Consider the following 12643-nt stretch of genomic DNA (forward strand, 5'->3'; position numbering starts at 1 on the left):
GTATCCCTTTCCTAACTAATCTCTGTATTTATTTGGAGTAAACTTTTGCTTGGAAAGTTCTCTGGCTAATCGCAAAGAATTTTCCAGCGAAATCGCAAATAACCGCTTCGTTTCCTCATCCATGGGTTCTCCATTAAAAGCCAGTGCCTCATTGGATTCGAGATCAGCAAGCACACGTTCAAGGTCTTTTCCAATGTCTTTTTCGTCTTTATCTGTGAGTTTGTAGTAGGGATCGATATTGTTAGTTTCTTGTTTCTCTTCTTCAATTTCCTTTTTTCTACTTGGTGTTTTATCGTCAGTCTCACCTAACAGATAGTCGGTAGATACATTAAAGAAATTTGCCAATAAGATAAGACGATCCCTTCTAGGGATTGAATTTGAAGCTTCTAGTCTTCGGATCGTTGCTGAAGGAATATCTAATTTAATAGCTAATTGATCTTGAGTAAGACTGCGTTCAATTCGGAGTTCTTTTAATCGATCATTAAATATTGACATATTGTTCACCGCCTATTTTTAGCATAGCCTAAAATGTTCGTAAAATAAACGTTCACTTAATGAGCTTTTTTATATTGACACGCTCGTTATACGAACATATAATGTGATTATTAAAGTTCGTAAAACGAGCAAATGAAAGGTGGGGGGAAAGTGAAAGAAAAGCGTGAGAATCTTATTACTGCAAGAAAAAAGAAAGGATGGACTCAAGAAGAACTTGCAAAATCGGTAGGGATATCAAGGGCTTACTTAGCTAATATTGAAAGAGGAGAGCATGATCCCTCTCTGAAGGTTGCACAGCTAATATCATACCAATTAGAGTTAAGTGTGGATCTTATTTTTTTTCAAAGTGTTGCTCGTTAAAAGAACTATTTTTTTGGTACACCTTTTAAATAAAATTTCTAACTATAATTATGTAATTAATGTTCGAAATACGAACAATTTGATGAGTATTATTCATTTTTTTAAAATAAGTAATGGGAGGTGAAAAATCATGGTTGTCCCTCGATCATCCCGGCATACACATAATGCCAGGGGGGATGCTGGCATGATTGTTGCAACCTACACATTTGGTGAGACAAAGGTTCATATCTGCGATGACCATCTGGTTACAGACCCGGATGAACGGGAGAGAGTGGAGACTGCGATTGCTGATGCCGCTTGGGTATGCCTACAAGACACAGCAGAACTGGAATGAAGCAAACATTATCATTATAGCCTTTGTAGAGTGTTTATATAAGGAACTACTTCATAATTTAGAACTCATTCACTTTTAAATAATCTGATGCAGAGCATGGAATTTACTTGAATGAAGAACAGGAGCAAGTGGCATGGGGAAATTATTAAGCATTGCTCAGCGGCTGGTGAACAAGTCACAAGAGATTGAAGCAATAAAAGAAGAACGTCATTCTTTGTTTTCAGAAATAAAAGCTAATGAAGAACAAATTATTGAAATGCATTACGAAATGGAGTTCAAAAGGCTTGAATGTATGTACTTAAAGCAAGAGCAGATCAAAGTATTAAAAAATCATACAGATGTATATGACATGCAGGTCTACCAACAACAACTGAAACGTCTGGAGTCCATCATAAATCGTTGCATATCTTCTATACTCAAACGCCTTTTTGAGGGAGGGTATGGTCAGGAATTAAAAAAGCGTGGACTTATCAAAGAGTTCATAGAAGTAAGTCCACCTCTGGCTCATCAAGGGTGTGTGATTCAAGGTGAATTCGTTCACAAAAGTTCTCTAGTACGGAGAGTTCCAGATGAGTGAGTGGGACAAATTGGAGTTTGCCGATGCGCTGTCCGTCAGATTTATGCAGCTTACCGTTTTGGTTAATGCGACAAATGAAGATCCGAGTCGTGAAGAGGCGGAGCAAGAGCTCCACCTTCTACGTACCGTTATTCTGGATCTTCCGAAAGACATTTTGGATTTAGTTAGGCAGCGTATTTCCTTATAGAGTGGGACAAGCCCAGTGTTCATACTGAACGCAATTTTGCACTCAGTTCGTTGTGAGGAAAGGACTTCGGTATTCCTAATTACTCAACGCAAAATTGCGTTAAGCCCAATCATTAGAATGGGGATGTAGATGTGCGCGCTTTAGTTAACGATAAGCCATTAGTTAAAAGTATGGTTGGGGAACGGATTTGGGCCTTGAAGCCAGTGGATTCAGTGGCGTTCGATCAGGAGCTTGAAGCGTATTTTGAAAGAGGTTATCCAGGATTCAGGGTTATATCGTATGAATACCCTTATATATTCTTAAGTGATGAAAGGGAAGCAAATAAAGCGAAATAGATGAAGATTGTTAACCAAAGGAGGACGGTAATTTTGCAAGAGTGGAGCAACAATGCATGCCTTGGTTATGTCCGTGCAGCTTTGTTACGCAAAGGCTGGGCTGAGGATCAGATTAGAGAAGTCGTTCGTGCCGTATATTTTGAATTTGATTTCAAGACCATTGAGGAAGCGGCCAAGCTGTATGAAAGATCATTTGATTAACAGGCATATAAGGAGATGTGGCAAGGGGATCTCTTGTACATGAAATATGAAAATCAGATAACAACGGAAGGAGTAAATAAAAGTGGGGAATACAAACTTATTGCCGGTGATCACGGGCAGGGCTGCTGCAGAATACCTGCAGGATTGGCTGTACATCTCTGCAATAGTGAAGGTTGTGTCTGACGACCGAAAGCATCTCTATTTCAGAGGCAAAGATCAGATTGGAAGACGGATGGAATATCGCGTGGAGACGGTGGCTGAAGACGATTATCACAATATTTATGAACGACCATCAAATTCCCAGCAACCGGAAGAATGGGAATGGGCTGATGCGATCTCAGTGAAGAGGCAGGGCTGATGGAGCTGACCCATGCATTATGGCTGCGCTTATAGCTTCATATGATGATTGACCGCCTGATGATGGCTGGGGGGATACCAGCCGAAACCTACCGGTCAGTGCCGGGAAGGTCGCGGAATCCGCCGTAGTGGGAGGAATACTCCATCCCCTATGAATGAAGGTATTTAACTCATCAGAACTACATAACGAAGGGTGGATGTTAATGACAAACGGACTTACAGTTCAATGGCTTGATGCAAACCAGGAGGAGAACGGCCATTTTGTCTACGTGGAGAATGGACAAGCCATGACAGACAGCCGGAGCATTGCGGACAAGTTCGGCAAACGTCATGCGGATATTCTGAGAAGCATTAAGACACTCGAATGCAGTCCCGAATTTACTGAACGCAATTTTGCGCTTAGTGAATATTCGGATAGGTCGGGCCGCAAGAATCCCTACTACAAGGTAACCCGGGACGGCTTTGTATTCCTGATTACGGGCTTTACCGGCCGTGAAGCGGCGAGATTCAAGGAAGATTATATTGCGGCCTTCAATCAAATGGAGAGCCAACTACAACAACAAGACAGGCTTGATTCGGGACCACCCAATCCTTTGCTCATTAGCGAAGCGGCGTTTACTCAAATGAAGGAACGCGTACAGGAAGTAGAGCAGCGGCTGGACGATGTTGTCAAGGAAGTCACACTCAAGACTGTGGAGCAGAAGAAGCTGCATGCGGCTATAGGCTGCAGAGTAATCTTGTTTGCGAATCAAGCAAGTCAGAAGCCGCGATTTTACCGGCAATTGTACCGGGCTATCTATGCCGAATTTCAGGTTACTAGCTACAGAGATATCCGCAAAGAAGACTTGGGGAAGGCACTGCAATATGTAGAAGGCTGGAGACCACTAACTTAACGCGGTTCTGCGCTCAGTTGTTATTCACTCCACCTAATGAGCGATTCTCTGCGTTCAGTGGACTGAACGCAATCTGTCATTAAGCGAATCTAATCCATTTTGGGTTAAACGCAGTATTGCGTTCAGTAATTACAGGACAGTGAACGCATTCCTGCGCTGAGCTAGGCAGAGGGGCTGAACGCAATTTTACGCTCAGTGCTGGGGCATAAGAGGGAGGTGAGGAATTCATGCAGGAAGAGATGACGTTACCCTTACTCGCAACCATCTGGTTTGAACGTAATCCGCTACAGCATCATGTGCTAGTCAAGAACATTAGAAGGAGTGAACAACAAAAAAGGTACATAAGCACCGCAAATGCTTACGTACCTAGTCTAACATGCTCAATTATCATCTCATAAAATATTCAGCAATGCAATTTCTTCACTTAGCGCAATTTTGCGTTCAGTGGACCGGAGTAACAAGGGGGCCATGCAATGAAGCATATCGAACAAATGGATCTGTTTGATCTCATCGATGTTCAGGTTGAGCATCCGCCAGAGGTCTTGAACGGAATGTACTACGAGCAGGCCACCGGCTTATTTGTGTCGTTCGTATGCGGACGCAGACATTATGAGATCCCCGCCAAGGGCTGCGGTCTGAACCGGGAATGGCAGGAGAGAACGAAGCGACTCCGGGCGATCTAGGCCCGACAGAATACAGGAGGCGATGCCGTGGATTCCAGTGTTAATCCTCAGCCAACGGATGCTCACATCAGAATATCGCATGAAATACACCGAGAGCTGATCCGGCGGAAGTTTTCTCAGCGCCAGCGTGATGTCATAGATTTTATCCTGACGCTGAGCTGGGGGTGCGGGAAGCCATCGGCGATCATTCCGGAATTGAAGGATTTTGCGGAGACAGGGATAGGTAAAAATCATATCCGTGGTGTCTTAAACGAGCTTCTTCAAGGGAATGTCATTCTTTGGGATAAGGAGATGAATACGTTTCAGCTGAATAAGTATTACGATCTCTGGAGCATAGAGACTGTAGTCAGCGCAAATCCCAAACGGTTCAAGGAGCTAATCAATCTCAATCTGGCGAGGCCATCACCTAATTTACTGAAGTCTACCGTTCCCGAAAAGGGAACTGAGTTCCCTAAAGGGGAACCGAGTTCCCAAAAAGGGGATCGAGTTCCCAAAAGAGGAACCGAGTTCCCGAAAGAGGAACCGGGTTCCCGAAAAGGGGACCGAGTTCCCGAAAAAGGTACTGAGTTCCTGAAAAGGGAACTAGTCAGTTCCCAAAAAGGGAACCGTCCAGTTCCCAAAAGGGGAACCGTCACACGCAATTATCCTAGTCGTATCATGGGTTCCAGCGTTTCTAAAGCTAGTATTAAAGCTATTAAAAGATTTAAAAGAACTACTACTACAATAACAACAACAATGAGTACTAGTGCTGACACGCTAAGGATGAATCCTGAGCTTTACTCAATCCAGAACATCAAGTTGGACTACAAAAACAACTTCATCGCTGGCGGCAAGCTGACCTCATTTGATGAAAATGACTTAGAAACTCTACACGGTACATACGGAGGGGAATGGTTACATTCTGCGATGAGAGCAGCCTATCGGCTAGGGATAGATAAGCGGAATTTAGCTTATATACAAGGCATACTTCGGGGGTACCGTGAACGAGGCGGTATGGACAAACTGGAATCCAAAATAAGCGTAGTAGCTTCAGCCACACCACCTTCTCCAAGGAGTAATGAACGTTCTCGCAATCAGGGAGGAAGAAGCCGGAAGTCGGAGATTCCCATTCTGACCGATTATGGCGGCGGGGCAATTCCCAGTGCGGATGAGATGGCTGAGTTGATGCGGAAGGCACAAGAGATCAAGGAAACCAAAGCTTTGGAGAAGGTAGAGGTAAGTAACCGGTAACTTAATTTCAAGGCAGCTATCAGAAAGGTTGGGAAGATAATGATCACGGAGAATCACTTGGATAAGAAAAAGAGCAGAGGGGTACGTCCTACACGGCGTCAAAAGCAACTGATCAGTCAGCACCGCCTCACTCCTGCTAATTGGTTGGTATTGAGTGTAACGCCAGTGCAATTACAATTGCAGCACAAGAAGAACGGTACCACACGAGTAATTAACTGCCTGTAGGGCTGAAATGATAGAGAAGCAACTTGGGAGTGTTAGGGTTTCCTAACAGGCACAACCAGGCTTCAAAACAGAACATACGCTCTCAGTATTGCTATGTGAGTGTTCAAAGGAGAATCCATATGAGTCAACTCTCCACTAAGCCGATCCATCCCGGTGCTATGGATATGATTAACAGGGCCATCCGGCCCTTATTATCTCCAAGTAAGGGGTGCAGCATTGACCGTCTGAAAATATGCGTCAATCCACAAGCAGACATTGCAGAATATGAGTCGATCCAAACCTCATTCGGAGCTCTGCGAGTGAGTATAAACCCGTATGTTACGAAAGGTGTGGCTTATGTGGTGGAAGAACCAGGGCGCGGTGAGATCGCTTTTGCCTGGGTAAATCGCTAAGCCTGATCCATCAATGATAAAGAAAAATACGATGTGGAAGGTGACTTTATGAAGGTGAAAATCATTGACCCAGCTCATCCATACTGTGGGCAGGAACTAGAGGGTGGAATTATTTATTTGGATATCTATCATCGTGGAGGTAGGCCGGATCTGTATGCGGTGAAATCTCCGGAAGGAAAAACAGTTGGACTGTTAACCCATCAAATTGACGAAGCGCACTATGAAGCTCAGGAGCTGAATCAGAAGATCGAGCGGTTAGGTGCTAATGTTGGCGATACAGTACTTATTATCCGTTCTGGTAGCGGTGGATGTAACCTGGATTTCGATTGGAAGGCTCCTCATGTCATTACAAAAATTGATAGTTCGGGTCATGTTGAATTTGATAATAATGCAGCGTATGGATTTCGGCCTGATGTTCAAGTCGTTAGCCGAGCTCAAGAAATCTGATGCTTGGAATAGAGCATATCCAAGGGGGAGTGGCAAGTGATTTGCCTCCATTGCGGCAATAGATGCCATGAAGTAGGAGAGAGTGTCTTCCGCTGCAGTGTCTGTAATAAAGACTTTGAACAAAGTTCATGGGATTTCGAGTTGGAAGAAACAGAGAGCTTATCCGGGGGGGAGTGTGGAACATTGAAGAATTTTCAAGTCACGGAGCTTAATATCTCATTGGTGCCGGTGGATTGGTTATTTGCAAGATACCAGAAGTTAAAAAAGTCTGTGAAGATTACCGCTAGCGGACAAAAAGAACTGATGGTCATACGTGAGTACTTGGAGAAAACAGGTAGAACTGCTGTCAGTTCTTGTGATGAAGAAGTGGAGCAGATTGAGATGGATATTCCTGTTGCGATCCGGCAGCAATATGTATCTATCGTGGAGTACCGGCTCAAGCAATACTATCAGGCAAACAAGCGGAAGCAATGGTTAAACGCAGAACTTCAGACCGTTAGGCCCAAGGAGCCTAAAGTTACTGCCGGTATGGAGCTTACGGGTGTGAGCGGACGATCAGGTATCCCGCACTCTTCAACGGAGCAAGCCGTCATGAGTATGTTTGATAAAGCTGAACGGCTTCAAGACGAAATCTGGGAGGTGGAGGACCAGTTATACCCGATGGAGAAAGCCTTGCGTTGCCTAGATCCTGATCAGCTGAAGCTGGTTGAAGCAAAGTATTTTTGCCGGGAAGAAGAATTAGACGAGTACCTTATGAACAGTTTTAACTGGTACCGTGCGAAGTACTATCAGGTGAAGAAGACGGCGCTTATTTTATTGGCGCAGTCCCTGCGGATCATTTAGATACCGTTCGGAGCTTGCATACATCTCAATTCAAGGACAGAAAGGAAGAATTTTATGGAATCTGATGATCCCTTCTTTAATGAAGCTCAGATGCTCAGATTTGTACATGGGGACATCTATCTTCAGTTTATGTATGATCACATGTTGGGGAAAGGGCATAATTCTGAAACAGCGTTAGAAGTCTTGTTTAACGCTAATGTGTTGGGTGACTCAGGGATGACTATTGCGTACGAATCATTTGCAGAAGAAGGAGATCAAAAATAATGCCATTGGAATACAAACGCCGCCAATACACTGGTGACTTGTTTGAAGGAGAAATTCAGGGTCTCTATGTACAAGCAAAGATATTCTCAGAGCCATCCTCTTATGGAATATCTTAGGGCCGAATCTGCAAGTTGACCGTGTATCCGAATCGACAAAAAGATTTTCGGTATTGTCTCGCAAACTATGATCGGGGCTGGGATGGGAAACCTCCAGAAGATAGCAAGATTCGTACAGTGATTGAAATGGCAGTTCGGCAATTTGATCATAAAGCTGTCGATTGGGAGGCTGAGGCTTCGCGTTGAATTGCGAAAAAATCAATGGGCAAGGGGGTGGGAGTTTATGCAACTTGGTTTGTTTGAACAAATGATATTGTGTCGTGCCTTAAGTGATGCCGGTTATGAAGAAGTTCATTATGCACATTCGAATGATAGATGCCATGTGTTTCAAACGGATGTGGGATTGGTCCCAGTTGATAGAGAGGCCGGGAAATTCGATTCTAAGGATTATAGACAGATGTTTCAAAAGTAAATTAGCAAATGGAAATCTGCGAGGAGGGGAAATTCAAATGAGAACATATGACATCTATTCAAACGGTGTACGTATTGGTGCGGTCATGGCAAAAAGCAATAAAGAAGCTATAAATAATGGGTGTAGCAAGTATCAGCTCAAACCAAAGAAAGATAATGTAACTGCAAAGTTACAATAAGCTGCAGGTCCGTTGGGTATTTACGTATAAGAAGGGTAGGGAACCCAATGTATGATAAAGGGAAAATGTTAGAAAAGTTAAAAGGGTTAAAGGCTCTGGCAGAGCGTGGAGTTGCTGGAGAAAAGGAATCCGCGCAGAAGATGCTCGAAAAGCTCATGGAGAAATACGGAATCAAGGAAAATGACATTGCTGCCGAAACCGTAGAAATGGCATGGTTCAGGTACCATGACGATTCTGAATTTCGTCTACTGAATCAAATACTTTACATGGTGTTGGGGGATTGTGATTATTACAACAAGTTAGGGGCTTCAAAGAGGAAGCACAAAGTATTAGGGGTTTATTGTACGGCGGCAAAGCATTTAGAGATAAAACTGAATTTTGAATTCTATAAGAGGGCTATGCAGGAAGAATTAAAGCTATTCTATAGCGCATTCATGAATAAAAACAAGTTGTTCCCCTCAGATGAAAAGCCCAAAGCAAAGTCTACTGGTAAGGATCTGTCGCGAGAAGAAGAACTGAGGTTTTCTTTCATGATGGAGGGTATGGAACGACGCACTATGACAAAAATGATTGAGCGTGACTGATGAATACAGGAGGCTACTCATGGAGTGTACGATCTGCCGGACATCTCACCTGGTTGAGTTAAGAACTGTTTATGATGATAAAGAACCTGTTTGTTTGGCTTGTTGGCTGGAATTTTATGCTTCTGATGATGATAAAGAGTTTCTGAAAGATTTAGAGTAAGACGCTGAAAGAGACCATAAACGCTAAACATATAATAGCCGAAGGGCTTGAACTATGGAGGGAATTAACGATGAAGAGCACATATGCCTGTTCTTTTAAAGGATATGCAATTCACCAAGTTTTACGTGCGGATAATTCAAGGTACTACATCATTATCAGTAAATTATTCGAGGGTAAGGTTTATGCTACTATAACTGACTGTGAGTATGCCATACTGTCCGCCTGACGATGGCTCCAGGATAGGAGCCGAAACAGTTCCGCAGAGAATGCGTGGCTGTCGCGGAGATCCGCAATACATTGAAGGGGAATTGAAGTATAGCGACAATCAATAATCTGAATGAGGTGGGTTGCACGGAGCAATTTAAATTAGGCGGATGCCTTTGGCCGAAGTATTTAGTCTGAGTGTATTGGATAACTGGCGCATGTGACGTAACAGAGGAGCAAAATAAGGCGTGAACAAGTAGGTAGAAATCTCCAAAAAATGTTGTGAAGCAAGAAAGGATGGCAACCTATCTTTGATATTGGTTACTGATTTATCACGTAGAGCAATTCACAATACTACTAAACAAGATGCATATCATTTCTTTGCACCAGAAGTTTAATCGTACTCAAAATAGTATCTTTGCTTCAGCTTAAATTGTTTGGTGGATTCATTTTTGTCAAAAGGGCCATAGCCATAATCTTCGTTTAATTCTTTTAGAAGCTGTGCATTAACTTCTGCTATATATGCTACTGAGGAAATATACACTATTTCAGTTCCGTTATATTCGAATGTAATCTCTCTATCATGTGCGTTCGTAAAAAGGCCGGTAAATACTAAGGTGTAGGGACGTTTTTTTGAAAACTTTACTGACAGCAGGTGTACCACATAATCATACATTGAGATTTCTCCTTATTTTGTTACTCAGATTGAAGATAGTATACCAGATATTTCAATTAAGGTGCCATTTTTTTAATGAATAAATTTAAGGGCTAAAAGAAAATAACATCTTCTGTAATCATCATGATGATTCAGAAGAAAATATAAAACAATAGAGAATGGTGGTAGAACTGAACAGACAAGGTTATCAGAAGAGAATTAGTGAGTAATCCGAAGATTAGAACAATAAAAACGCTTAATAAGATTATTAAATTTTACTACACCATAAGATAAATGAAGGAATGATTTAAGTGAAGATAGCTATTTCCACAGGAATCAAGGGTATGGGCATAAGACATCATGGATTTACAACATTTGAAGAAATAGAGAAGCGCGATGACAAAGACAAGGCCAGAATAATTATTTCCAAGCTTAAAGAAAAAGGGATTTGTGTTCTTCCAATTAAGGGAAGTGTTGAAGCAATATATTATGAAGTGATTACTGAATCTTAAGTGGCAATGTAATAATAGTTAGTTCCAAAAAGCATGCTTTTTGAGACAACGGAATAACTGCTTATTACATCGTTTCAAAAGACCGAAAAATCAGTTTTGGAACGTCTCAGTGATTCAAGGGATCATTTGAGACGTTTTTTCTATTAGGAGGGGTCCCATTGAAGATCGCATACGGAAGAGTTTCAACAAAGGAGCAAAATGTAGAGCGTCAGCTTTTGAAGTTCCGGGAATTAGGGATTGAGGAACGGTTTGTTTTTGTGGATAAGCAGAGCGGCAAAGATTTTGATCGTCCACGTTACCAGGCGATGCGGCTCATGCTGCGGGAAGGGGATCTGGTGTATGTGGATGCCCTGGACCGGCTAGGCCGGGACTATGACGGCATCATTACGGAGTGGAAGTATATCACGCGCGAGATCGGGGCAGACATTGTATGCCTGGATAACGAAATACTGTTCGATTCCCGAAAGTTTAAGACAATGGGCGACTTCGGGAAAGTCATGGAGGATCAGTTTCTTAGTCTCCTGGCATACGTGGCGGAACAGGAACGGAAGAAGAACCGTTCAAGGCAGGCAGAAGGCATTGAGGTAGCTAGGACGGAAGGGGTCACTTTTGGCAGACCCAAACATGAGATTGATAATACATTCATTGAAGTATATGAGGCGTGGAAATCTGGAGAGTTTACTGCAACGGAAGCGATGAGAAGGATCGGGATGAAGAAGCCGACTTTCTATCGAAGGGTGAAGGAGTATGAGAATACTTTATAATTAAAGGCTATATTGAACTCTATGAAGTTCAATATAGCCTTTTACGTAGAAATACGTTGTAAATCAGTTTACCCAAACCATGTAAAGAATTTGTCCATCCGAATGCTCTTCATCAGCAAAGATATTTTTAAAGCGTTGGTTCAGTGTGTTTTCTCTTGTAAGATTAAAAAGTAATGCAAAGGCTAGTTTAGGGTCGCTAGTTACATAGCCTTCAAATTCAACACCTATTTTATTATATGCATCTCCGTTATAAACCCATTCTTCTGCCTCTCGTAAAGTGTCAAAATGGACCGTTTCTCTGAACCAACGAATGTTTTTTTGTTTTGCCCCTTGATTTTCTTCTTTGATGAAGTGGTAAGAGGAGTCGTCTTTATTATAGCTATCGACCAACTCAATCCCCCCTGTACTAATTTATTATATTTTTATGGAACTATGCATGATACTGATACTAATCCTCCTGCTCTTGCACTATCAATTTTAAAATTTATACCTACTGTGTCACCTGACTCTAAACGTGAAGTTCCGCCAAAACTACTAGGATAGGTTGATATACTACCATGAAATGAATAGTTAGAAGACTGAGTATGAGGAGCGTAAATGTTTGCTCCATTTATAAAATGTGTTAATCCAGCAGCTGTAGTAACGCTACCGTTTACTGCTGATACTGTGACTTGTGGTCCAAAAGCAGCTATTCCTGCTGGTGTAAGTGACAATCCCCAAGAAAGAACCTTATTAAAGGAATACTGCGATATAAAACTTGTGAGTCCAAGATTACCCCAAGTACTTGCACCGCATGATTTTATTTCATTGACATTAAAATTTTGTGAAGGCAGCAAATCATTTTCTTTATTATTTAGTATATCAGAAGTGGGATTCAATGTTTCAAAGTGTGTTCCTGTTTGTTCGATTGGGTCTGCTGCAGCTAAGAGGCCAAATGAGGAGAAGGCAAGTACCAGTGTCAAAAGTAGTGAAAGAAAATGCTTTTTTCTGTTCATGTAATACCTCCAAAGTTTTTATTTGTTTCCTTGTTATGGAAACATTGTGGCATATATAATACTAAACTTCAACAATATTTGATAAAAATAGGACATTTGTCACATGAAAGTTGATTATTAAATATTTTTAAATGACAAATAAAATAGGGAATTTATGTTCCTGTTATCCGTATATAGCAATGTAATAAAAACATCTTGGGAGGTCTCTGACAATGTTATATTTGGATAGCTGTATAGAAG

General features: G+C 42.0%; 22 protein-coding genes. 18 read left to right on the forward strand and 4 right to left on the reverse strand.

Going from position 1 to position 12643, the window contains the following annotated elements:
- Positions 1–15: 15 nt before the first annotated feature.
- Complete coding sequence (locus tag NSS83_RS29915; RefSeq protein ID WP_341348783.1) at positions 16–489, reverse strand: helix-turn-helix transcriptional regulator; 474 nt, start codon at positions 487–489, stop codon at positions 16–18.
- 156 nt (positions 490–645) lie between these two features.
- On the opposite strand from NSS83_RS29915, the gene NSS83_RS29920 reads away from it, so the two are divergent.
- The 16 genes from NSS83_RS29920 (at position 646) to NSS83_RS29995 (ending at position 9273) form a co-directional block, all read left to right on the forward strand.
- Entirely contained in the window at positions 646–855 is a 210-nt protein-coding gene (locus tag NSS83_RS29920) for a helix-turn-helix transcriptional regulator (protein ID WP_235218342.1), read from the forward strand.
- Between the two features lie 184 nt (positions 856–1039).
- Positions 1040–1189, forward strand: coding sequence for a hypothetical protein (locus NSS83_RS29925; protein WP_341347080.1), 150 nt, complete (start codon positions 1040–1042; stop codon positions 1187–1189).
- Between the two features lie 133 nt (positions 1190–1322).
- Positions 1323–1766: a hypothetical protein gene (locus tag NSS83_RS29930; RefSeq protein ID WP_341347081.1), complete on the forward strand. Its 444-nt coding sequence runs from the start codon at positions 1323–1325 to the stop codon at positions 1764–1766.
- A complete protein-coding gene (locus NSS83_RS29935; protein WP_036691443.1) occupies positions 1759–1953 on the forward strand; it encodes a hypothetical protein in 195 nt (64 codons plus the stop codon). Before NSS83_RS29930 ends, NSS83_RS29935 begins: the two co-directional genes overlap by 8 nt.
- Before the next feature lie 368 nt (positions 1954–2321).
- On the forward strand, positions 2322–2489 hold the full coding sequence (locus NSS83_RS29940) for a hypothetical protein (RefSeq protein ID WP_341347082.1): 168 nt from the start codon (positions 2322–2324) through the stop codon (positions 2487–2489).
- A gap of 82 nt (positions 2490–2571) precedes the next feature.
- Complete coding sequence (locus NSS83_RS29945; protein WP_341347083.1) at positions 2572–2847, forward strand: hypothetical protein; 276 nt, start codon at positions 2572–2574, stop codon at positions 2845–2847.
- A gap of 202 nt (positions 2848–3049) precedes the next feature.
- Positions 3050–3739 carry a Rha family transcriptional regulator gene (locus NSS83_RS29950; protein WP_341347084.1) on the forward strand — a complete coding sequence of 230 codons (690 nt, stop codon included), beginning with the start codon at positions 3050–3052 and terminating at the stop codon, positions 3737–3739.
- Between the two features lie 473 nt (positions 3740–4212).
- Positions 4213–4422, forward strand: a complete 210-nt coding sequence (locus NSS83_RS29955; protein ID WP_341347085.1) for a hypothetical protein — start codon at positions 4213–4215, stop codon at positions 4420–4422.
- A 27-nt stretch (positions 4423–4449) separates the two neighbouring features.
- Positions 4450–5652 (forward strand): replication protein, encoded by a 1203-nt coding sequence (locus NSS83_RS29960; protein WP_341347086.1) that lies wholly within the window; start codon positions 4450–4452, stop codon positions 5650–5652.
- Positions 5653–5996: 344 nt separating this feature from the next.
- Positions 5997–6269: a hypothetical protein gene (locus NSS83_RS29965; RefSeq protein ID WP_341347087.1), complete on the forward strand. Its 273-nt coding sequence runs from the start codon at positions 5997–5999 to the stop codon at positions 6267–6269.
- Positions 6270–6317: 48 nt separating this feature from the next.
- Positions 6318–6716 (forward strand): hypothetical protein, encoded by a 399-nt coding sequence (locus tag NSS83_RS29970; protein ID WP_341347088.1) that lies wholly within the window; start codon positions 6318–6320, stop codon positions 6714–6716.
- Positions 6717–6899: 183 nt separating this feature from the next.
- The gene (locus tag NSS83_RS29975) at positions 6900–7559 is read left to right on the forward strand and encodes a hypothetical protein (protein ID WP_341347089.1); all 660 of its coding nucleotides are present in this window, start codon (positions 6900–6902) and stop codon (positions 7557–7559) included.
- A gap of 54 nt (positions 7560–7613) precedes the next feature.
- Complete coding sequence (locus NSS83_RS29980; RefSeq protein WP_341347090.1) at positions 7614–7823, forward strand: hypothetical protein; 210 nt, start codon at positions 7614–7616, stop codon at positions 7821–7823.
- Positions 7824–8388: 565 nt separating this feature from the next.
- Positions 8389–8529 (forward strand): hypothetical protein, encoded by a 141-nt coding sequence (locus NSS83_RS29985; protein WP_341347091.1) that lies wholly within the window; start codon positions 8389–8391, stop codon positions 8527–8529.
- A gap of 47 nt (positions 8530–8576) precedes the next feature.
- Positions 8577–9113, forward strand: coding sequence for a DUF2786 domain-containing protein (locus tag NSS83_RS29990; RefSeq protein WP_341347092.1), 537 nt, complete (start codon positions 8577–8579; stop codon positions 9111–9113).
- 19 nt (positions 9114–9132) lie between these two features.
- On the forward strand, positions 9133–9273 hold the full coding sequence (locus tag NSS83_RS29995) for a hypothetical protein (protein WP_341347093.1): 141 nt from the start codon (positions 9133–9135) through the stop codon (positions 9271–9273).
- Positions 9274–9871: 598 nt separating this feature from the next.
- Here NSS83_RS29995 and NSS83_RS30000 read toward each other — a convergent pair.
- Positions 9872–10153: a hypothetical protein gene (locus tag NSS83_RS30000; RefSeq protein ID WP_341347094.1), complete on the reverse strand. Its 282-nt coding sequence runs from the start codon at positions 10151–10153 to the stop codon at positions 9872–9874.
- 290 nt (positions 10154–10443) lie between these two features.
- Between NSS83_RS30000 and NSS83_RS30005 the strand changes: the two genes are divergently transcribed.
- Both NSS83_RS30005 and NSS83_RS30010 read left to right on the forward strand, forming a co-directional pair.
- Entirely contained in the window at positions 10444–10644 is a 201-nt protein-coding gene (locus NSS83_RS30005; RefSeq protein WP_341347095.1) for a hypothetical protein, read from the forward strand.
- A 158-nt stretch (positions 10645–10802) separates the two neighbouring features.
- Positions 10803–11408: a recombinase family protein gene (locus tag NSS83_RS30010; RefSeq protein ID WP_341347096.1), complete on the forward strand. Its 606-nt coding sequence runs from the start codon at positions 10803–10805 to the stop codon at positions 11406–11408.
- Between the two features lie 63 nt (positions 11409–11471).
- On the opposite strand, the gene NSS83_RS30015 is transcribed toward NSS83_RS30010, so the two are convergent.
- Together NSS83_RS30015 and NSS83_RS30020 are read right to left on the reverse strand one after the other, a co-directional pair.
- Positions 11472–11798: a hypothetical protein gene (locus NSS83_RS30015; protein ID WP_341347097.1), complete on the reverse strand. Its 327-nt coding sequence runs from the start codon at positions 11796–11798 to the stop codon at positions 11472–11474.
- Between the two features lie 32 nt (positions 11799–11830).
- Complete coding sequence (locus NSS83_RS30020; protein WP_341347098.1) at positions 11831–12403, reverse strand: hypothetical protein; 573 nt, start codon at positions 12401–12403, stop codon at positions 11831–11833.
- Positions 12404–12643: the final 240 nt, after the last annotated feature.

Source organism: Paenibacillus sp. FSL H3-0469 (genome assembly GCF_038051945.1).
In the GTDB taxonomy this organism is placed as follows: Bacteria; Bacillota; Bacilli; order Paenibacillales; family Paenibacillaceae; genus Paenibacillus_AQ.

Excerpts from the sequence above, each read along its gene's own strand:
- NSS83_RS29925 (WP_341347080.1), top strand. The coding sequence starts at position 1,040 with ATGATTGTTGCAACCTACACATTTGGTGAGACAAAGGTTCATATCTGC.
- NSS83_RS29930 (WP_341347081.1), top strand. The coding sequence starts at position 1,323 with ATGGGGAAATTATTAAGCATTGCTCAGCGGCTGGTGAACAAGTCACAA.
- NSS83_RS29935 (WP_036691443.1), top strand. The coding sequence starts at position 1,759 with ATGAGTGAGTGGGACAAATTGGAGTTTGCCGATGCGCTGTCCGTCAGA.
- NSS83_RS29950 (WP_341347084.1), top strand. The coding sequence starts at position 3,050 with ATGACAAACGGACTTACAGTTCAATGGCTTGATGCAAACCAGGAGGAG.
- NSS83_RS29955 (WP_341347085.1), top strand. The coding sequence starts at position 4,213 with ATGAAGCATATCGAACAAATGGATCTGTTTGATCTCATCGATGTTCAG.
- NSS83_RS29965 (WP_341347087.1), top strand. The coding sequence starts at position 5,997 with ATGAGTCAACTCTCCACTAAGCCGATCCATCCCGGTGCTATGGATATG.
- NSS83_RS29970 (WP_341347088.1), top strand. The coding sequence starts at position 6,318 with ATGAAGGTGAAAATCATTGACCCAGCTCATCCATACTGTGGGCAGGAA.
- NSS83_RS29980 (WP_341347090.1), top strand. The coding sequence starts at position 7,614 with ATGGAATCTGATGATCCCTTCTTTAATGAAGCTCAGATGCTCAGATTT.
- NSS83_RS29985 (WP_341347091.1), top strand. The coding sequence starts at position 8,389 with ATGAGAACATATGACATCTATTCAAACGGTGTACGTATTGGTGCGGTC.
- NSS83_RS29990 (WP_341347092.1), top strand. The coding sequence starts at position 8,577 with ATGTATGATAAAGGGAAAATGTTAGAAAAGTTAAAAGGGTTAAAGGCT.
- NSS83_RS29995 (WP_341347093.1), top strand. The coding sequence starts at position 9,133 with ATGGAGTGTACGATCTGCCGGACATCTCACCTGGTTGAGTTAAGAACT.
- NSS83_RS30000 (WP_341347094.1), bottom strand. The coding sequence starts at position 10,153 with ATGTATGATTATGTGGTACACCTGCTGTCAGTAAAGTTTTCAAAAAAA.
- NSS83_RS30020 (WP_341347098.1), bottom strand. The coding sequence starts at position 12,403 with ATGAACAGAAAAAAGCATTTTCTTTCACTACTTTTGACACTGGTACTT.